We start from the raw sequence: 19445 nt of genomic DNA on the forward strand, positions 1-19445 counted from the left end.
GCATGTCGAAGCACTGTCCTTGGCACCAAGAAGGACAATGTTTCGACAAGCTCAGCAAGAACGGTTTTGGGTTTATTGGTTCTCCCACCAATAGGCACCGCGCCCGCCGTTCCCCGTCTCGACCTCCCGCATGGTGGCCGCATCGTAGAGTCGCCCGCCGAGCATCACCCGCGACACGCGTTCGGTGTTGCGGATATTCTCGATCGGGTCGCCGTCGAGCACCACCAGATCGGCGAGCTTGCCGACCTCCAGCGTGCCGATGTCGCGCGCCATGCCCAGCGAACGCGCGGCTTCGCTGGTGCCGGTGGCAAGCGCCTCCAGCGGCGTCATGCCGCCGCGCACGAACGACCAGAGTTCCCAGTGCATCGCGATGCCCGCCTGCTGACCGTGACCGCCCGCCGCAACGGGCACGCCCGCCTGCATCAATTTACGGGCTTCGCGTGCCGAATCATCATCACGAAATTGCTGTCGGGCGCCTTCGTCCGCCGCGCATTGTCGGCGAGCAGCCGTGCGGGCGGGGTATGCGCTTTCAGCAGCGGCTGGGCATAGACATCGGTCGCCTGCCGCCAATAGGGGTCGCCCGCCAGACCGCCATAGGTCACGCCCAATGTCGGCGTGTAGGCGACCTTGGTCTGGCGATACATCTGCACCACATCGTCGTAGAATATCTCCAGCGGAATGTTGTGCTCCAGCGTGTTGTTGCCGTCGGCGACCAGGTTCATGTCCATGCCGTAGAGCGACCCGCCCTCGGCCACGACCTGCATATTCTCCAGCCGTGCGGCCTCCACCACCTGTTGCCGCTGTTCGCGGCGCGGCTGGTTGTAGTTCTTGACCGAATGCCCGCCCTGCGCCTTCAGGCGGCGGACATGCGCGAGCGCATCATCGAGGCTGTTGATCTCGGCATAGACGTCGGCTGCGCGCGCGCCATAGACGATCTCGCCGGTCGAAAAGATGCGAGGCGCAAGGATCAGCCCGGCCCGCTGCATTTCCGAGGCGGCAAAGATTTCGCTCGCGCGGTTCGACGGGTCGTGGATCGTCGTGGTGCCGAGCGCGAGGTTCTGGACCATCGCCCAGTTGGTCTGCGGAATCAGCTCGCCGGTTCCCGCCGGACCATGCGCATGCGCGTCGATCAGGCCCGGGATGATCGTCTTGCCCGCGAGATCGACGGTGCGTGCACCTGCGGGAATTTGGACGCTCGCACGCGGGCCGATCGCGGCGATACGGTTGTCGCGCACAACGATCACGCCGTCGTCGATCACGCCGCCGCCCTGCCCTGCCATCGTAACGATGCGCGCGCCGGTCAGCACGGTGGTCCCGCGATGGATCGCCGCATCCTGCTGCATCGCAAGCGATACACCCGATGTTGGCGCGACGAAGCCCGGTGCGCCTTCAGGCCGCGGTGCTGCCGGGAAGATCTGCGCGGTTTCGGCGGTATAGACCGTGGGCCCAAGGCTCCAGTGCAGCCGGTTCCCGTTCGATGCCCAGTGGATGTAATCGCCGCCCGAACCCGACACCTTGGTCACCGGCAGCGCCGTCGACGTCGCCGACAGTTCGACCGTCTGGTTGCCGGGCATCAATGGCACGACGAACGCTTCGTAATTCTGGCGAAACGCTACATATTCGCCGGTCGGCGACACGACATAATCCGTGACGAGTTCGCCCGCTGCATGGACGCGCTTCGCCTCGCCAGTCAGGTTCGTGCTGACCAGCTGGCGCTTGCCCGCATCCTGACCGATCATGAACACGCGGTCGCTGTCGCGACCGAAATGCGGCGCGCCCATGCCGCGCGCGACCATTTCTGGCGCGCCACCCGACGCTGCGACGCGATACACGCCGGGGTCTTCGGACCAGCGCGGGCTGGTCAGGTTGCCGCCCGCATTGCGCTCGAACACGATGGTCCGACCGTCGGGCGAGAAATGCGGCCGCGCATAATGGCCGGGCCGCGTCGTCACGTCACGCGCGTTGCCGCCGCCCGCCGCCACGGTGCGGATAGTGCCCAGCCCGGTATCGGTCCAGCCGACGAACACGATCTGCCGCCCGTCGCGCGACCAGCTGGGGAACAGTTCGAACCCATCACCGGCGCGCGTCAGTCGCCGGGCCGCGCCGCCACCCATCGGCTTGACGTACAGCTTTCCCAGGCTTTCGAACACGACCTGACGTCCGTCGGGCGAGACGCTGGCGAAACGCGGCATTTTCGTCGTGAATTGCTCCGGCGCGACCTCCACCGCGAATTGCGGCGGATCGATCACGTCGCGGGTGTCGTCGATGGTGAAGGGAATCTCGCGCGCGTTCGCCCCGTCGGCATCGACGCGGTTGATCTTGCCCTTGGCCCAGAACACGATCGAGCGGCTGTCGGGTGTCCAGCCCATGTTCGGATAGACGCCGGTCACCGCCCAGGTTTCCTGAACGTCCTGATCGAGATCGTCGTAGATCTTGCGCTCGACGCCCGATTCCAAGTCCTTGACATAGAGCTTCGACCGCGTCGCCTCGCGCCGGACGAACGCGATCTTCTTGCCATCGGGCGAAGGCTGCGGACGCACCGATCCGCCGAGCCCCGTCACCGCCTTGGTGACTTCCCCGGTGCCGAGGTCATAGCGTTCGATATCGAACAGCCCGGTGTTTGAATCCTGAGCATATTCGAAGATCGGACCCGGCGTGACGTTGCGCGTGTAGTAAACGCTGTTGCCGTCGGGCGCGTAAACCGGCTCGCCCAGTTCCTTCTGATGCTGTTCGTTGGGCCGCTTGACCAGCAGCACGCCCGCGCCGCCCGAGACGTGATACATCCACACCTCGCCGGTGCCGAGCGAGCGGCCGGTCGTGAAATGCTTCTTTGCGACGATGTAGCGTCCGTCCGGCGACCAGCTCGGCTGGTTCAAGAGGCGGAAATCCTCTTTCGTCACCTGACGCTTGTCCGACCCATCGACGTTCATCACCCAGATATTGTCGCCGCCCCCGCGGTCCGAGGTGAAGGCGATGCGGCGACCGTCAGGCGAAAAGCGCGGATGGACTTCCCAGGCCAGCCCTTCGGAAATCCGTGTCGGCGTGCCGCCCGAAATCGGCAAGGTGTAGATATCGCCGAGCAGCGTGAACGCGATCGTCCGCCCGTCAGGCGATACGTCGACATCCATCCAGCTGCCTTCCGACACGCGGATCGGCACCTGGCGAATCGGCGCGCCGGTCGGGCGATTGACGTCCCATTTGGCGGCCTTGGCCGGAGTGGTCGCGGCGGCCTGTGCCGGCTGAGCGGCAGGCGCGACGGCAACGGCGGGCGCGGGCTGGGGCAATGGCTGGGGTTCTTCGCCTTCGCGCAGCGTCTCGTCCTCGGGTGCTTCGGTCGCCTCTACCGGCGGGGCGGGCTGTGGTGCGACCTGCGCCTGCACATCGGCAGCGGCAAGCGCGGTAAGCGAGACGAGCGCAAGCGCGAGCGATTTCATGGAGTTCCCCTTGTTCAATCTCTGGTTGATTGGGCGCGACTATTGCGGCGCGAAGCGCCAAGCGCAATGCGGGAACGATTGCCGACCCCGCGCTTTGTCGCGTATCAGACGGCTAAGACAGTCGCGGGGGAACGGAATTATATGCAGGAACAGGACAGGGGCTGGCTGAGCCCGAGTGCCGCCACCTTTGCGGGCCGCGTCGTCATCCTGATCGCGCTGGTCGGTGTCGCGGCGCTGTTGCTTCAGTTGACCGGCCTGTTCCTGCTGCTGTTCGCCGCGATCGTTCTGGCCGTGGTGTTCGACGCGATGGCGCGTCTGATCCGCCGGATCACCCGCCTGCCGCGCGGCTGGTCGCTGACGCTCGGCATCCTGTTGCTGCTCGGCGCCTTCGCAGGCGTCTTCGTGCTGTTCGGCACGCAATTGGCGCAGGAGTTCGAAACGATCCGCGAGCAATTCCCCAAAGCGCTTGCCGCGATCGAAGCCCAGCTCAACACCTGGGGCCTGGGCGAGCGGCTGCGCAGCGTGATCTCCAGCGGCACCAGCGACCTGTCCTCGATCGTCGGACGCGCAGGCGGCTATGTCGTGTCGGTGGGCAGCGGATTGGCGGATTTCGCACTGGTGCTGGTCGGTGCGATCTTCCTCGCGACGCAACCCGACGTCTATCGTCGCGGCTTCCTCTATCTGATCCCCGAACGCGCCGAGCCGACGGCGGAAAAGGCGATGGACGATGCGACCGCCGCGCTGCGCGGCTGGATGGTGGGGCAACTCATGTCGATGTCGGTGGTCGCCGCGCTCACCTGGGTCGGACTGTTGCTGCTCGGCGTGCCTGCGGCCGGTGGCCTGGGCCTGATCGCCGGCTTGCTCGACATCATTCCGTTCGTCGGCCCGATCATCGCCGCCGTTCCCGCCGTGATCCTGGCCTTTACCGTATCGCCGATGACCGCGGTTTGGACGATCGGCCTGTTCCTGCTGGTCCAGCAGATTCAGGGCAACATCCTGCAACCGCTGATCCAGAAGCACGCGGTCGACGTTCCGCCTGCCGTCCTGCTGTTCGCGGTCGTCGGCGCTGGCACGCTGTTCGGATTCCTGGGCGTGCTGCTCGCCGCGCCGATCACGGTCGTCACCTTCGTGCTGATCCAGCGGGTTTACGTGAAGACCATCCTGGGCAAGCCCATCCGCATCGCGGTCGAGGACGATCTGGTCGAGGAAAAGATCGGCTAGCGACAAAGCCGGGCAGGATCAGATCGAACGCATCTGATCGATCAGTTCCTTTGTTTCGCGTGCAATCGTATCGGCGCTGATGTGCAGGCGCTCGGCGGACACCCGCATCGTCAACGCACGTTCGGCTGCCGTTCGCGCATTTGCCGCGATGGCTCCTGCATCCCGATCGACGCCCGATGCCGCCTGCGCAGCCTCCCCCACATTGGCGGCGATTGACCGGGTAAGCGCCTCCTGATCGGCGACTGCTGCTTCGATGGCGACCGAGCGTTGATCAATCCGGGCGATCGCCGTTTCCACCGCGCGATGCGCCAGACGCACCTCACCGACCGCCTCTGTGATATCGGCGACATGCCCGTCGACACGCGACGCGGCGGCCGATGTCTGGTGCGACAGCAGCTTGATCTCGTTCGCCACGACGGCGAAACCGCGCCCGGCCTCGCCCGATCGCGCCGCTTCGATCCCGGCATTGAGGGCGAGCAGACTGACCTTGCTCGCAATCTCGCCGATTACCGCAATGACGTGATCGACCGAGGCGACCGAACGTTCCAGATCGTCGGTCCGACGGCTGCCTTCGGCCACCAGCGACACGGTTGTCTCGACCAGATCGCGCGCATCGCCGCTGCTACGGCGAACCTGCTCCAGCGACGCGACAAGTCCCCGGCTTTGCTCCTCGATCGCCGATAGGTTTTCACTGCCTTGCGTGACCGCCGCCGCTACGGCACCGGCATGGGCACCGGTGCGGACCGATCGCTCGGCGGTGGTCGCGGCATTTTCATGAACCGTGCGCGCCAGTTCGGTCATGTCCGCCAACAGGGTCTCGACATGGCGTTCGAAGGTTTCGGTGGCAGCCGCGATCCTTCGGCTGCGTTCCAACTGTCTCCTGGCGCGCGCGACTTCATGCTCGGCTGCCAGATTGACGAGCCGCCGGTTGGTTATCACCGCGACCAGTTTCCCCCGCTCGGTCAGGATCATCCCTTCGGACCCTTGCGCCGTTCGATAGATATCGATCAGGCGCGGCACCGAATGGCTGATTTCGGCAATCGGCATCGGCAGGATGAACGCGCCCAGATTGCCGCCGAAGCTGGGGTTGCGAAGCAGCGCGTGACCGAATGGATTGAGCAGCAACTGCCGCACATCGCGATCGAACACGCCACCCAGGGGGCGATCGTCGGCATCGACCACAGGCAACACGCGCATGTCCGGCTGGTTACGAAACATTTCCATCACGTCGCCGAACGGCGCGTCGTGGCGAACGCGCTGCGGACGACGTTCCTCGGGCGTGAGCCACGCCGGCGAAGCCGATTGCCGATCGGCAGAATCAGGAAGAGCGACCATGCAAGGCGGCTAACCCGCCGCTGGTAAATTTCACCTTAGGATTTGATGACAGATCGATGACAAATGGCGGTTTTCTGCGCCTTTCAGACGCGGGCCAGCAGAGCCCTCGCCTGTTTCAGATGCGGGGCGTCGATCATCCGGCCATCCAGTTGCAGCGCGCCCGCATTCGGGTTCGCGGCAAATGCATCGACCACCGCGCGCGCGTGTGCGATTGCGGTTTCGTCCGGCGTGAAAGCCGCGTTGATCGCGACGACCTGTGCCGGGTGAATCGCCATCATGCCGCTGAACCCGTCGCGATTGCCCCGCGCGGCATAGGCGGCCAGGCCGTCCAGATCCCTGATGTCGGGATAGACGGTTTCGATCGCGGGCACGCCCGCAGCATGGGCACCGAACAGGGTGAGCGCACGGACGACCCGGTAGGGATCGGTATAGCCGCCATCCTCCTCACGGCTCGATACGGCGCCGATCGCGGCGGGCAGGTCTTCGGCGCCCCAGGTCAGCCCGCACAAGCGGTCCGCGACCGACCCGTAATCGCCGAGCGCGAACACCGCGCGCGGGGTTTCGGTCGCGACCGGCAGGATCGGCACATCGCCCAGCATCGCCGCCGCGCGCTCGATATCGGTCGCGCCTTCCGCCTTGGGCAGCACCGCGCCATCCGCCTGGCGCGCGATGTCGCAGTCGCCGGCATTCCATTCGCTGCCCAGCGGATTGACGCGGACGAAGATGTGCGCGTCGTGCTTGCGTTGTAGAAACGCCGCCACCGCCGCGCGCGCTTCGGGCTTCTTCGTGGGCACCACCGAATCCTCGAGATCGAGGATCAGCGCATCCGCCCCCGACGCCAGCGCCTTGTCGAACCGCTCCGGTCGGTCGCCGGGCACGAACAGCAGCGAGCGCAGCCGCATCATGCCGCCGTTCGCTTGAGCAAAGCGGTGCGGAGACACTCGCACACCACCTCGTCGCGCTGGTTGATCAGGCGGTGGCGAAAGGTGACGAGTCCCGCCTCGGGCCGCGACTTGCTGTCGCGCAATTCGACGACTTCACTCGTCGCGCGCATCGTGTCGCCGATGAACACCGGCTTCGGCATCACCACCTTGTCGTATCCCAGATTGGCGACGAGCGTGCCGAGCGTCGTGTCGCCCACCGACAGCCCGACCATCAGCGCGAAGGTAAAGGTGCCGTTGACGAGGATCTGCCCGAACTCGCTCATCCGCGCGGCTTCGGCGTCGAGGTGCAGCGGCTGCGGATTATGCGTCATGGCGGAGAACAATAGATTGTCGGTCTCGGTCACCGTGCGGCGCAGATCGTGTGCGATCGTGTCGCCGACCCGCCATTCGTCATAATGCTTACCGGCCATATGCCACCCCAAGTCCGTACGTTTCGAACGAAGTCGAGAAACCTGTTCCAGCCGCTGCGTTTCTCGACTTCGCTCGAAACGAACGGGAGTGAGAGGGTTATTCCGCCCGCTCGACCATCGCCAGCAGCGCACCTTCGCTGACCTGCCCGCCAATGCTCGCATTCAACTCCGCCACGACTCCGTCGAACGGTGCCGTCAGCGAATGCTCCATCTTCATCGCCTCGAGCGTCAGCAATTTCTGCCCCGCGACCACGGCATCACCCGCGGCGACCTCGACCGCGATCACCTTGCCCGGCATCGGCGACAGGATCGCGCCGTCGGATGCGCCGCCACCCCCTGCGCCGTCGGTGCGGGCGAGCACGATCGCAAAGGTCTGGCCGCCCTCGTCAAGCCGCACCTGATCGCCGTCGCTACGCACCCAAGCGCCCTCGTCGTCCGAGGGCTCCACCTCGTGCGTTTGCCCGGCAACCGACACCCGCACGCGGCGGACCGGGTCGGCGTTCAGTCGAAATCCGCCAACCGCGGGGTGCGACGCGAACGCTTCCGCAAACTGTGCCGCCGCCGCCGCCAGCGCGAAGCGCGACGGCTGTGCATCGGGCATCAGCGCCTCGCCGCGTCGTTCGATCAGGCCGGTGTCGATGCGCGCGCTGACGAAATCGTCGTCCGCCAGCGCCTTCAGCAGGAACGCGCCGTTCGTCTTGACCGGCCACACGATGCTCGATGCCACCGCGTCGGCCAGCAAGTCGATCGTTTCGGCGCGGTCGGGCGAATGCGCGATCAGCTTGGCGATCATCGGGTCGTAATGCGGCGTGACCTCGCCGCCCTCCTCTACGCCCGTATCGACGCGGATGCCGTGGTCGGCGAGATAGCACTCGGTCAGCGGCCCGGTGCTTGGGAGAAACCCCTTCGCCGGGTCTTCGGCATAAAGCCGCGCTTCCATCGCCCAACCGTCGATCGCCAGTTCGTCCTGCCGCTTGGGGATCGGTTCTCCGCTCGCGACCCGCAACTGCCATTCGACCAGATCGACGCCGGTGATTTCCTCGGTCACCGGATGTTCGACCTGAAGCCGGGTGTTCATTTCCATGAACCAGATGCGGTCGGCGCGAAGGCCTTCGGACGCGTCGGCGATGAACTCGATCGTGCCCGCGCCGACATAATCGACCGCCTGCGCCGCGCGCACGGCAGCAGCGCAGATGCTCTTGCGCGTCGCCTCGTCCATACCCGGTGCAGGCGCTTCCTCGATCACCTTCTGGTGGCGGCGCTGGAGCGAACAGTCGCGTTCGAACAGGTGGACGACATTGCCATGCTTGTCGCCGAACACCTGCACTTCGATATGGCGCGGCGACAGGATGTATTTCTCGATCAGCACGCGATTGTCGCCGAACGACGATGCCGCTTCGCGCTGGCACGACAGCAGCATGTCGAGGAAATCGGACGCAGCGTCGACGCGCCGCATCCCCTTGCCGCCGCCGCCCGCGACCGCCTTGATCAGCACGGGATAGCCGATCGCGTCGGCTTCGCTGCGCAACCGCTCAGGCGATTGGTCCTCGCCCAGATAGCCCGGCGTCACCGGCACGCCCGCCGCGATCATCCGCTCCTTGGCGGCGTCCTTCAGCCCCATCGCCCGGATGCTGTCGGGATTGGGGCCGACCCAGATCAGCCCGGCGTCGATCACCGCCTGCGCGAAATCCGCGTTCTCGGACAGGAAGCCATAACCGGGATGGATCGCCTCCGCGCCGGTCGCCTTGGCCGCCGCGATGATCTTGTCACCGACCAGATAGCTTTCGCGCGCGGGCGAAGGCCCGATATGCACCGCCTCGTCCGCCTGACGCACATGCAACGCCTGCGCATCCGCATCCGAATAGACCGCGACGGTGCGAACGCCCATCTCCCGCGCAGTGCGGATGATGCGGCAAGCGATCTCGCCGCGATTGGCGATGAGGAGGGAGGTAATCATTTACTTCACGACCTTCGAGCCAAGAGCAACCCATCGCATCAATCTCAGAACTGCGCCGATCGCAATCGGACCAATCAAGAGAAAAAATATCGACCAATTACGTTTTGAGTCTGATTCGTTCTTAAGTTCTCTTAGCTCGTCAAGTCGGCCCTCAGTTTCATCTGCGGCGCCTGCGTATGACCCAACGCCTCGACTCTCAAAGAAGTTTTCTGCCCACGCATCCGCGCGAACGTCCTCGTACCGATTAGTCATCAAATTGGCTTCGGACCATGCATCCCAAGCCGAAAGACCGAATACAACTAGCCATAACGCGGAGAGGACGAGCCAGATTCTCGAAAACAAACCTAAGTTGTTCATATTAATGTCCATCACATCCGGAACACGCCGAACGCCGGGCGCTCGGGGATCGGCGCGTTGAGCGTTGCGGCGAATGCCAGTCCCAATACGTCGCGGGTCTGGGCCGGATCGATGATGCCGTCATCCCACAGCCGCGCGGTGGCGTGCCAGGGGTTGCCCTCATCCTCATATTTCTGGCGGACGGGAGCCTTGAACGCTTCGGTCTGCGCCTCATCCCAAGTCTCTGCATCGCGGTGGACCGTCGCCAGCACACTCGCCGCCTGCTCCCCGCCCATTACGCTGATCCGGCTGTTGGGCCAGGTGAACAGGAAGCGCGGGTCGTATGCCCGCCCACACATGCCGTAATTGCCCGCGCCGAAACTGCCGCCGATCAGCACCGTGATCTTGGGCACGGTCGCCGTGGCGACGGCGGTGACGAGCTTCGCGCCGTGCTTCGCGATCCCCTCCGCCTCATATTTGCCGCCGACCATGAAGCCCGAGATGTTCTGGAGGAACAGCAGCGGAATGCGCCGCTGGCACGCCAGCTCGATGAAATGCGCGCCCTTCTGCGCGCTTTCGCTGAACAGCACGCCGTTATTGGCGATGATCCCGACCGGCATCCCCCAGAGATGCGCGAAACCGCACACCAGCGTGGTGCCGTACAGCGCCTTGAACTCGTGAAACTCGGAGCCATCGACCAGCCGCGCGATCACCTCGCGCACGTCATAGGGCGCGCGCACGTCCTGCGGGATGAGGCCGTAGAGTTCCTCGCTCGCATATTTCGGTGCGCGCGGGTCTTTCAGCGCCAGATCGACCGCACGATCGGCGGGCAAATGGCTGACGATATCGCGCACGATGGTCAGCGCATGTTCGTCGTTTTCGGCGACGTGATCGACCACGCCTGACTTGCGCCCGTGCAGGTCGCCGCCGCCCAGATCCTCGGCAGTGATGACCTCGCCCGTGGCCGCCTTCACCAGCGGCGGACCGGCGAGGAAGATCGTCCCCTGATTGCGGACGATCACCGTCTCATCCGACATGGCGGGGACATAGGCGCCGCCCGCGGTGCAGCTCCCCATTACGCAGGCGATTTGCGGAATGCCCTTGGCGGACATGTTTGCCTGATTGAAGAAAATCCGCCCAAAATGGTCGCGGTCGGGAAACACTTCTGCCTGATGTGGCAGGTTCGCGCCGCCGCTGTCGACCAGATAGATGCACGGCAACCGATTGGCCGTGGCAATCTCCTGCGCGCGGAGATGCTTCTTTACCGTCATCGGGTAATAGGTGCCGCCCTTTACCGTGGCGTCATTGCAGACGATCATCACCTGCCGCCCCGACACGCGCCCGATCCCGGCGATCAAACCCGCGCCCGGCACCTCGCCGCCATACATATCGCACGCGGCAAGCTGACCAATCTCCAGAAACGGCGAACCGGGATCGAGCAGCCGCTCGACCCGCTCGCGCGGCAGTAATTTGCCGCGCGCGACATGCTTCTCGCGCGCCTTTTCGCTGCCGCCTAACGCGGCCTGCGCGACATCGCCGCGCAGCCGCTGCGCCAGCGAGCGATTATGCGCGGCATTGGCGCGGAAATCGTCGCTGTCGGGTGCAACCTTGCTCTGGAGAACCGGCGCGCTCACCCCGCCGCCCCGATCAGTTCGCGGCCGATCAGCATACGGCGGACTTCGTTGGTGCCGGCGCCGATGTCGAGCAGCTTGGCGTCGCGCAGGAACCGTTCGACCGGCCAGTCCTTGGTATAACCCGCCCCGCCCAGCGCCTGGATGGCCTCGCCCGCCACCTTGAACGCGTTTTCGCTGGCCAGCAGGATCGCGCCCGCGGCATCGAACCGTGTCGTCCGGCCTGCGTCGCACGACTTTGCCACCGCATAGACATAGGCGCGCGCCGAATTGAGCGCGACATACATGTCGGCGATCTTGGCCTGCATCAGTTGAAACCCGCCGATCGGCTGGCCGAACTGCTTGCGCTCGCGGACATAGGGCAGCACCACGTCGAGGCACGCCTGCATGATGCCGAGCTGGATGCCCGCCAGCACGGTGCGCTCGTAATCAAGCCCCGACATCAGCACGCCGACGCCGCCATTCACCGGCCCCATGACGTTCTCCTCCGGCACGAAGCAATCGTCGAACACCAGCTCTGCCGTCGGCGAACCGCGCATCCCCATCTTGTCGATCTTCTGACCGATCGAGAATCCCTTGAACGACTTTTCGATCAGGAAAGTGGTGATGCCGCGCGAACCCTCGCCGGTCTTGGCATAGACGACCAGCACATCGGCATAGGCGGCGTTTGTGATCCAGAATTTGGTGCCGTTCAGGACATAGCCGCCGTCTGCGGCTTCGGCGCGCAGCTTCATGCCGACGACATCGGACCCCGCCCCCGCCTCCGACATCGCCAGGCTGCCGACATGCTCGCCCGAAATCAGCTTGGGCAGGTATTTCGCCTTTTGCTCGGGCGATGCCCAGCGCGCGATCTGGTTGACGCACAGGTTCGAATGCGCGCCATAGGACAGCCCGATCGAGGCGGAAGCACGGCTGACTTCCTCGCACGCGATCACATGCTCGAGATAACCGAGCCCCAGCCCGCCATCGGCCTCCGCCACGGTAATCCCGTGCAGGCCCAGTTCCCCCATCTGGGTCCACAGATCGTCGCGCGGGAACCAGTCTTCGGCATCGATCTTCGCGGCGAGCGGCGCGATCTTGTCGGCGGCGAAGCGCCGCGTCACGTCGCGAATCATGTCCGCATTGTCGCCCAACGCGAAATCGAAATCGTGCATGTGTCTCTCCTTGCCGCGGGCTTCTAATCGAAATTCCGCATTTTTGAAGAACTGTTTACGAACGCACGACACCGCACCGAACGATCCAGCATGGGCGCGCGCTTTTACGATTCTTAGGATTTTGGCGCTAATCCGCCAAAGGATGCAGCAACGCGTGTTTCCCTGGGACAGCAAACCGTGACCGCGATCGACCGGATCACCACGATCGGCGCGCGCCGGACGAGCGCGGTCGACGTCGATCTCTACGCCGGGTTCCCCGCAGCGATCGACGCGCTGGCGGCGCGCGCGAATGACGGCCAGCAATTCCTGCGCGCCGCCTGGTTCGCGGCGGCGGCGACCGAGGGTGGGTCGACGCTGGTCGGGCGCAGGCTAGACGGATCGCCCATCGCCGCGATCCCGATCGCCCCGGTCGGACCGATGATGATCGGCCTCGGCAACGTACCGGGCAGCTATTGGCCATTCCGTTCGGCCGTCGTGGCAGCGGACGCAAGCTGGTCCGAACTCGCGGCGATGCTGGCCCATGCCGGTGCCCGCGCGTCGCTGTCGCCGATGTGGCGGATGGGGCCGGTCTATGCCGACCAACCGGCGACGGTGGCACTGGTCCGCGCGGCGAAACGCGCGCGCTGGACGGTCCTGACCCGCAGCGCCGGACGCAGCTTCACGCTCGATCTGACGAAGCCGGACTGGCCGCGCAAATCGACGCTGAAACGGCTGAGCGGATACCGCCGCAAGCTGGAGGCGCTGGGCGAGGTCCGGCTGGAAACGGCGCGTGGTACGGGCTGGACGACCAGCGTGTTCCAGTCACTTGCCGAAATCGAAGCTGCGAGCTGGGTCGGCACCGGCACCGACGGCAGCGGCGCGAAATTCCTGCGCGCCGACCAACGGGACATCTGGCAGCGGGTGGTGGCCGATCCGGTACTCGCGGACGCACTCTCGGCGACGATCCTGTGGCTGGACGAAAAGCCCATCGCGTTCAGCTTCGACCTGGTCTCCGGCGACCGCCAATATGCCATCGCATCGAGCTTCGACGCCGCATTCGGTGACTACCGCGTGGGCAAGATCGTGACCTATCACCAGCTTGCCGACGCCCGCGCAGCCGGCATCGCGCACGTCGATTTCGGCACCGGCGACAGCGGCTACAAGCGCGAGATCGGCGCCGAGCCGTCTTCCGAAATCCACGATTATCTGTTCGTCCGCAACCGCTCCGCCGCCGCATTGCTGCGCCTGAAATGGGAAAGCGGACAGCGCGCCGACACCGACGACGATTCGCCCCACGAACCCTGGAACAACGAACTGATCGCGGCGGCGGCCGAAGGCGCGAGGAAGCGCGACCCCGTCGGCAATCTCGAACAGATCTTGCTGGCCGGCATGATCGCCGCGACCTCGATCGCGCTGGTCGAATGACGATCCAGACGCCCATCGAGGCCGCGCCCGAGGACCGCGCGAGCGGCCTGATCGCGCGCGTGCGGTCGGCGGTATTCTGGCGATCGGGCAGCCAGTTTGCGGCGCAGCTTGTGATGTGGGCATCGACTTTCCTCGTCATCCGCCTGCTGGAGCCCGAAGATTACGGCCTGTTCGCGATGACTCAGGTCGTGCTGGTGCTCCTCAACCTGATGAACGGCTGGGGCTTTGCCTCGGCCCTGGTGCGCGACGAAGCCTGCACCCACCACCAGCAGCGCCAGGTGTTCGGGATGCTGGTGCTGCTCAATTTCAGTCTGGGTGCCGCGCAATTCCTGCTCGCCCCGCTGGCGGCCGATTATTTCGACGAACCGGTGGTGGCGACGCTGCTCAGGGTGCAGGCGATCCTCTACATCGCCAACCCGTTCATGGCCTTGTCCAGCGCGCTGCTCGCTCGGCGGATGGATTTCAAGCGGCAGGCTCAGGTGCGGATGGTGTCGGCGACGCTGAGCGCGCTCACCGCCTTCGCCTGCGCATCGACCGGCTGGGGCGTGTGGACTTTGGTCGCCGCCCCTGCGGTTTATTTCTTTGCCGAGGGAATCGGGATGAGCTGGGCGGCACGCGCCTGGATGTGGCCCAGCTTCGATTTTCGCGGGTCCACTCATCTGTTCCGCTTCGGCGGGGCAATGATGCTCGTCCAGTTTTTCTGGTTCGTGCAGAGCCAGTCGGACGTGTTCATCGGCGGGCGGTATCTCTCGGCGCACGATCTCGGCATCTACACCACCGCCTTGTTCCTCACCCAGATCCTCGCGTCCAAATTCGTGCCTGCGCTGAACGAGGTTGCGTTTGCGGCATACGCGCAGATTCAGGACGACCGGGCGATGCTGGCGCAGGGCTTCATCAAGACGGTGCGGTTGATCCTGCTGGTCACCATGCCCGCCTATGTCGGCATGGCCGCGACCGCAGAACCTATGGTGCTGACGTTCCTGGGCGAGAAATGGGTGGAGACGGCGGCGATCATCCCGATCCTGGCGCTCGCCATGCCGTTCCTGACGCTGCAAATTCTGTTCGCGCCTGCGACCAATGCGCTGGGCAAGCCGGGGATTGCGCTCGGCAATTCGATCGCGGGGGGGTTGCTGCTGCCGGTGTCGTTCGCCGTGGGAATCGCGTGGGGAATTGCCGGACTGTCGATGGCGTGGATGACGGGGATGGCGGCGTTGACATTGGTGACGGCGATCCGGTCGATGCCGGTGATCGGAGCATCGTGGCGAGTCTTGGGGGCGGCGGTCGCGCCGGGGGGGCTGGCGGCACTGGCGATGGGGTTGGTGGTGGTCGGGGTGGACGAACTATTACCGGTGCTTTCCCCCCTGCTGCACCTGCTGGTGCTCGCGAGCGCGGGCGCGGTCGCTTATGCCGCACTGCTCTGGCTGTTCGCGCGCAATACCGTGACCGAGGCCTGGCTGCTCCTTCGCAATCGCTAACCGCAGTCGTCATTGCGAGCGCAGCGAAGCAATCCAGGGTCCCGCAACTGGATTGCTTCGCTGCGCTCGCAATGACGGCAGGATAAAGCGCCTAAACCTCGGCGGTCGCCCGCTCACCCATCAACGCATCGGTGAAGCGTTTGCGCCACCAGATCACGTCTTCCTGTTCCACATTGTCCATCATCGCTCGCCAGCGCTTTTTGCGTTCGCGCAGCGGCATTTTCAGCGCCTTGATGATCGCGTCGGACATTTCCTCCGCGCTGTACGGATTGATGAGAACAGCGCCGCCCTCAAGCTGCTTTGCCGCCCCTGCAAAGCGCGACAGGATCAGCACGCCGGGGTCTTCGGGATCCTGCGCCGCCACATATTCCTTGGCGACCAGATTCATCCCGTCGCGAAGCGGGGTCACCAGGCCGATCTTCGCCGCGCGGTAAATACCGGCGAGTTGCGCGCGCGGATAACCCTGGTTGACGTAGCGGATCGGCACCCAGTCGGTGTCGGCGAACGCGCCGTTGATCCGTCCCGACATGCCCTCCAGCGAGGCACGGATTTTCTTGTAGCTTTCGACCTCGCCGCGCGACGGTGGCGCGATCTGGAGCAAAAACACTTCCTTGCGCTCCTCGGGATGCTCGGCGAGAAAGCGTTCGTATCCCAGGAAGCGCTCTTCCAGTCCCTTCGAATAGTCGAGCCGATCGACCCCGACCATCATGTCGCGCCCGTCGGCGCTGTCGCGCATTCGGCGATTGGCGAGCCGGGCAATCGGGGTCTTGGATGCTTCGACGAATTCCTCGGTGTCGATCCCGATCGGCGCCGCGATCACCCGCAGCGCACGTCCATCGAGCAGCAGCACGTCGTCCTCGCTTTCGACCGCGCCAAGATCCTTGATCGCATAGTCGCGGAAACTGTCGAGCCACTCTTCGGTATGAAAGCCGACCAGATCATAGGCGAACAGGCTTTTGACCAGATCGGCCGCCTCGGGCAGCGTGCCGAGCAGGCGGCGCGGCGGCCAGGGAATGTGGAGGAAGAAACCGATCCGGTTCTGGCACCCGCGCGCGCGGAGTTCATGGCCCAGCGGGAACAGATGATAATCCTGCACCCACACTACGTCGTCGGGCTCTATCAGCGGCCGAACCGTATCGGCGAAGCGTTCGTTGACCCGCTCATAGCCCCCCGCAAAGCCGCGCTCATATTCGGCAAGGTCGATGCGGTAGTGGAAGAGCGGCCAGAGCGTGCGGTTGGCATAGCCGTTGTAATATTCCTCGACATCCTGCTGTTCCAGGTCGATCGTCGCGGTCGTCACGCCCTGGACGCGTTCGAAATTGATCTGGCCGGTGAATTTGCGGGTGACGTCGCCCGACCACCCGAACCACAATCCGCGATATTCGCGCAGCGCCGCCGACAGCGCGACCGCGAGTCCCCCTTGCGCGCCGGATTTCTCCTTGGGCGCGGACACCCGGTTCGAAATGATGATCAGGCGGCTCAACGGATCGCGCTCCAGGGCTTGCTCAGCAGTACGGCGCAATTGATCATGCCGACCAACGAGTAGGTCTGGGGATAATTGCCCCACAATTCCCCGGTGACAGGGTCGATATCTTCTGAAAGCAGCCCAGCGGGGGTGCGGCGCGACAGCATTTCTTCGAACAGTTCGCGCGCGTCCTTGTCGCGGCCGGTGAAGTGCAGCGCCTCGATCAGCCAGAAGGTACAGACGTTGAACGCGGTTTCCGGCAGTCCGAAATCATCCTCCGTGTCATAGCGCAGCATGTGGCTGCCCCGCCTTAACCCATGTTCGACCGCCTCCAATGTGCCCAGAAACTTGGGATCGTCGGGTGCGATGAAGCGCAGGTCGAGCAGCTGGATCAGGCTGGCGTCGAGATCGTCGCCAGAGAAGGTCGCCGACAGCCGGTTGGTGTCGGGCCGCCATGCCTTGTCCAGGATCGTCGCCTTGATCCGGTCGGCGCGGTCCTGCCAGAAATCGCGGCGATCCTCGCGCCCAAGCCGCTCGGCAGCGTTGGCGAGCCGGTCGCACGCCGCCCAGCACATCGCGGTCGAATAGGTATGGACCGATTGCCGCGTGCGCAGTTCCCACAGCCCCGCATCGGGTTTGTCGTGCAATTCCCACGCGCGCTCGCCGACGCGTTCCAGGCTTTCGAAATCTTCCTCGCCCGCCATGCGGAACAGGCGCTCGTCGAAAAAGGCCTGGACGTTCGACAGCACGATCTGGCCGTACGCGTCGTGCTGGACCTGAACATAGGCCTCGTTGCCCACACGCACCGGTCCCATGCCGCGATACCCGGCCAGCCGCGGCGCCTGAACCTCGGTCAATTCGGCTTCGCCAAGCACCGAATAGAGCGGCTGGATATAACCGCCCTTCGCTTCGTCGACGATGTTGCGGAGGTAACCCAGATAGCCCTCCAGCACGTCGAGCGCGCCGACGCGGTTCAGCGCCTGGACGGTGTAATAGGCGTCGCGGATCCAGCAGTAGCGATAGTCCCAGTTCCGCTCGGACCCGGCATGTTCGGGGATCGAGGAGGTCAGCGCGGCGACAATCGCACCGCTTTCCTCATGCTGGCACAGCTTCAGCGTGATCGCCGAGCGGATCACCACATCCTGCCACATGAACGGCGTGGCAAGGCCGCGCGACCAGTTCTGCCAGTGACGCGTGGTGTAGGTCAGCATCTCCTCGATCGTGATCGCAATGTCGCCGCCGAAACTCTCGTCGGGGCCGAGGAAGAAGTGCAGCGGCTTTTCGAGCCGGAACACCCGCTCGTCGGTCAGCGCACCGACCGGCGCGGTCGTGGTCAGCCGCAGCTGCAACCCTTCGAGCAGATAGCGGATATGGTTCGACCCGCTGGTGGTCTGCACCGCCGGATCGCCCCAGCCGCGCGTCGGGCGCAGCCGTACCTTGATTCGCGGGCTGCCGCGCAATGGGCGAACGATCCGCGCGAATGCGACCGGGCGGTACATCCGCCCCAGCCGTTCGAAGCGCGGGCAGAAATCGATGATCTCGATCGCGCCGCCATGCGCGTCGGTCAGCGTCGATACCAGGATCGGCGTGTTGCGCCGATATTCCTGCGTCACCGACACGCGGTCGATCATGTCGATCGCCCACAACCCGACCGCGCCGTTCTTTTCCGGGTCGTGCCCGTCGAGCAGCGAAGAAAAGAGCGGATCGCCGTCCACTCGCGGGACGCAGCCCCAGACGAAGCGCGCGCTCGTGTCGATCAATGCCGACACCTGGCAATTGCCGATCGGCCACAGGTCGAGGGTGGGCTGGGTCATGCCGCCTCCGCCGCTTGAGCGAGCCAGTCGAGCACCTCGCCGACATCGTCCAACCGATAGGTCGCCGCCGTATCGCGCGGCGGCCCCACCAGAATGCCCGCGCCGCCGCGTTCGGCGACCGCCGCAAAGCCCGGTTCGTCGGTCAGGTCGTCGCCCATGAACACCGGTCGCGCGCCCGCGAACGGCGCGTCGTCCAGAAACCGTGCGATCGCAGCGCCCTTGTCGCCGGGAACACGCACCTCGAACACCATCTTGCCCTCCTGACGGGATAGCTCGGCGGCGTCGGCAAGTTCGCGGGTCAGCGCGTCCGCCGCATCGCGCATATGCGGCGCGCCGCGATAATGGAGGCCGATGCCGAAGCTCTTGACCTCGACCTCGGTCCCCGGATTGGCGTCGGCAAACCGCTGGAGCGTCAGGGCAATCGTGTCGAGCGACCCCGGCCGGTCGGGAACATCCCCCGTCCCGCCTGCCGCGCGCAGCTCGGCGCCGTGGCTGCCGCTGGTCGCCAGCGTCAGCCCGCCGAACAGCGCGTCGAGTTGATCGATCGACCGCCCACTGACGATCGCCACCCGCCCGTCGAGCCGGTCGGCCAGCGTCGCAATCAGATCGTGCAGCCGGTCATCGACCGACACCGCATCGGGACGCGGCTGAATATCGACCAACGTGCCGTCGAAATCGAGGAACAGCGCCGCCCCCCTCAACAGGTCGAGCGGCGGGCGTAAAAGAGGGTCGCCCATCGGGGCGCACGGGTTCTCGGTCTGCGCCGAAGCGGTCATTGCGATTGCTTGCCTCCCAGGATGAAGGGCCAATGCAGCCGCGCCCCAAAGGGTTCCCGATTATTTGTTGCGATAGCGAAAAAAGTGGC

12 protein-coding genes and 1 pseudogene are annotated in these 19445 nt (G+C 65.1%); 3 read left to right on the top strand and 10 right to left on the bottom strand.

Annotation, left to right across the window (positions count from 1 at the left end):
- Positions 1–72: 72 nt before the first annotated feature.
- Positions 73–3434, bottom strand: a pseudogene (locus ACX0GZ_RS02575) (amidohydrolase family protein).
- 66 nt (positions 3435–3500) lie between these two features.
- Between ACX0GZ_RS02575 and ACX0GZ_RS02580 the strand changes: the two are divergent.
- A complete protein-coding gene (locus ACX0GZ_RS02580) occupies positions 3501–4655 on the top strand; it encodes an AI-2E family transporter (RefSeq protein ID WP_458813030.1) in 1155 nt (384 codons plus the stop codon).
- An 18-nt stretch (positions 4656–4673) separates the two neighbouring features.
- Here the strand turns inward: ACX0GZ_RS02580 and ACX0GZ_RS02585 are convergent, their stop codons facing one another.
- From ACX0GZ_RS02585 to ACX0GZ_RS02610, 6 genes are all read right to left on the bottom strand, one after another.
- A complete protein-coding gene (locus ACX0GZ_RS02585; RefSeq protein WP_458813032.1) occupies positions 4674–5990 on the bottom strand; it encodes a methyl-accepting chemotaxis protein in 1317 nt (438 codons plus the stop codon).
- An 83-nt stretch (positions 5991–6073) separates the two neighbouring features.
- On the bottom strand, positions 6074–6892 hold the full coding sequence (locus tag ACX0GZ_RS02590) for an HpcH/HpaI aldolase/citrate lyase family protein (protein WP_458813302.1): 819 nt from the start codon (positions 6890–6892) through the stop codon (positions 6074–6076).
- Complete coding sequence (locus ACX0GZ_RS02595) at positions 6892–7344, bottom strand: MaoC family dehydratase (RefSeq protein ID WP_458813034.1); 453 nt, start codon at positions 7342–7344, stop codon at positions 6892–6894. Before ACX0GZ_RS02595 ends, ACX0GZ_RS02590 begins: the two co-directional genes overlap by 1 nt.
- Positions 7345–7441: 97 nt before the next feature.
- The gene (locus ACX0GZ_RS02600; RefSeq protein WP_458813036.1) at positions 7442–9301 is read right to left on the bottom strand and encodes an acetyl/propionyl/methylcrotonyl-CoA carboxylase subunit alpha; all 1860 of its coding nucleotides are present in this window, start codon (positions 9299–9301) and stop codon (positions 7442–7444) included.
- A gap of 368 nt (positions 9302–9669) precedes the next feature.
- Positions 9670–11271 (bottom strand): carboxyl transferase domain-containing protein, encoded by a 1602-nt coding sequence (locus ACX0GZ_RS02605; protein ID WP_458813038.1) that lies wholly within the window; start codon positions 11269–11271, stop codon positions 9670–9672.
- A complete protein-coding gene (locus ACX0GZ_RS02610) occupies positions 11268–12422 on the bottom strand; it encodes an isovaleryl-CoA dehydrogenase (RefSeq protein WP_458813040.1) in 1155 nt (384 codons plus the stop codon). The genes ACX0GZ_RS02605 and ACX0GZ_RS02610 overlap by 4 nt, the downstream gene beginning before the upstream one ends.
- A gap of 177 nt (positions 12423–12599) precedes the next feature.
- Here ACX0GZ_RS02610 and ACX0GZ_RS02615 point away from each other — a divergent pair, with 177 nt between their 5' ends.
- Both ACX0GZ_RS02615 and ACX0GZ_RS02620 read left to right on the top strand, forming a co-directional pair.
- Positions 12600–13826, top strand: coding sequence for a GNAT family N-acetyltransferase (locus ACX0GZ_RS02615; RefSeq protein WP_458813042.1), 1227 nt, complete (start codon positions 12600–12602; stop codon positions 13824–13826).
- Complete coding sequence (locus tag ACX0GZ_RS02620; protein WP_458813044.1) at positions 13823–15301, top strand: lipopolysaccharide biosynthesis protein; 1479 nt, start codon at positions 13823–13825, stop codon at positions 15299–15301. Before ACX0GZ_RS02615 ends, ACX0GZ_RS02620 begins: the two co-directional genes overlap by 4 nt.
- Before the next feature lie 91 nt (positions 15302–15392).
- On the opposite strand, the gene ACX0GZ_RS02625 is transcribed toward ACX0GZ_RS02620, so the two are convergent.
- The 3 genes from ACX0GZ_RS02625 to otsB are packed head-to-tail and all read right to left on the bottom strand — an operon-like array spanning position 15393 to position 19356.
- Positions 15393–16784, bottom strand: coding sequence for an alpha,alpha-trehalose-phosphate synthase (UDP-forming) (locus ACX0GZ_RS02625; RefSeq protein WP_458813046.1), 1392 nt, complete (start codon positions 16782–16784; stop codon positions 15393–15395).
- Positions 16781–18580 (bottom strand): glycoside hydrolase family 15 protein, encoded by a 1800-nt coding sequence (locus ACX0GZ_RS02630; RefSeq protein ID WP_458813048.1) that lies wholly within the window; start codon positions 18578–18580, stop codon positions 16781–16783. The genes ACX0GZ_RS02625 and ACX0GZ_RS02630 overlap by 4 nt, the downstream gene beginning before the upstream one ends.
- Positions 18577–19356: a trehalose-phosphatase gene (gene otsB / locus ACX0GZ_RS02635; RefSeq protein WP_458813050.1), complete on the bottom strand. Its 780-nt coding sequence runs from the start codon at positions 19354–19356 to the stop codon at positions 18577–18579. The genes ACX0GZ_RS02630 and otsB overlap by 4 nt, the downstream gene beginning before the upstream one ends.
- Positions 19357–19445 lie beyond the last annotated feature (89 nt).

The organism is Sphingomonas aestuarii (assembly GCF_054457155.1).

Excerpts from the sequence above, each read along its gene's own strand:
- ACX0GZ_RS02580 (WP_458813030.1), top strand. The coding sequence starts at position 3,501 with ATGCGGGAACGATTGCCGACCCCGCGCTTTGTCGCGTATCAGACGGCT.
- ACX0GZ_RS02585 (WP_458813032.1), bottom strand. The coding sequence starts at position 5,990 with ATGGTCGCTCTTCCTGATTCTGCCGATCGGCAATCGGCTTCGCCGGCG.
- ACX0GZ_RS02590 (WP_458813302.1), bottom strand. The coding sequence starts at position 6,892 with ATGCGGCTGCGCTCGCTGCTGTTCGTGCCCGGCGACCGACCGGAGCGG.
- ACX0GZ_RS02595 (WP_458813034.1), bottom strand. The coding sequence starts at position 7,344 with ATGGCCGGTAAGCATTATGACGAATGGCGGGTCGGCGACACGATCGCA.
- ACX0GZ_RS02600 (WP_458813036.1), bottom strand. The coding sequence starts at position 9,301 with ATGATTACCTCCCTCCTCATCGCCAATCGCGGCGAGATCGCTTGCCGC.
- ACX0GZ_RS02610 (WP_458813040.1), bottom strand. The coding sequence starts at position 12,422 with ATGCACGATTTCGATTTCGCGTTGGGCGACAATGCGGACATGATTCGC.
- ACX0GZ_RS02620 (WP_458813044.1), top strand. The coding sequence starts at position 13,823 with ATGACGATCCAGACGCCCATCGAGGCCGCGCCCGAGGACCGCGCGAGC.
- ACX0GZ_RS02630 (WP_458813048.1), bottom strand. The coding sequence starts at position 18,580 with ATGACCCAGCCCACCCTCGACCTGTGGCCGATCGGCAATTGCCAGGTG.
- otsB (WP_458813050.1), bottom strand. The coding sequence starts at position 19,356 with ATGACCGCTTCGGCGCAGACCGAGAACCCGTGCGCCCCGATGGGCGAC.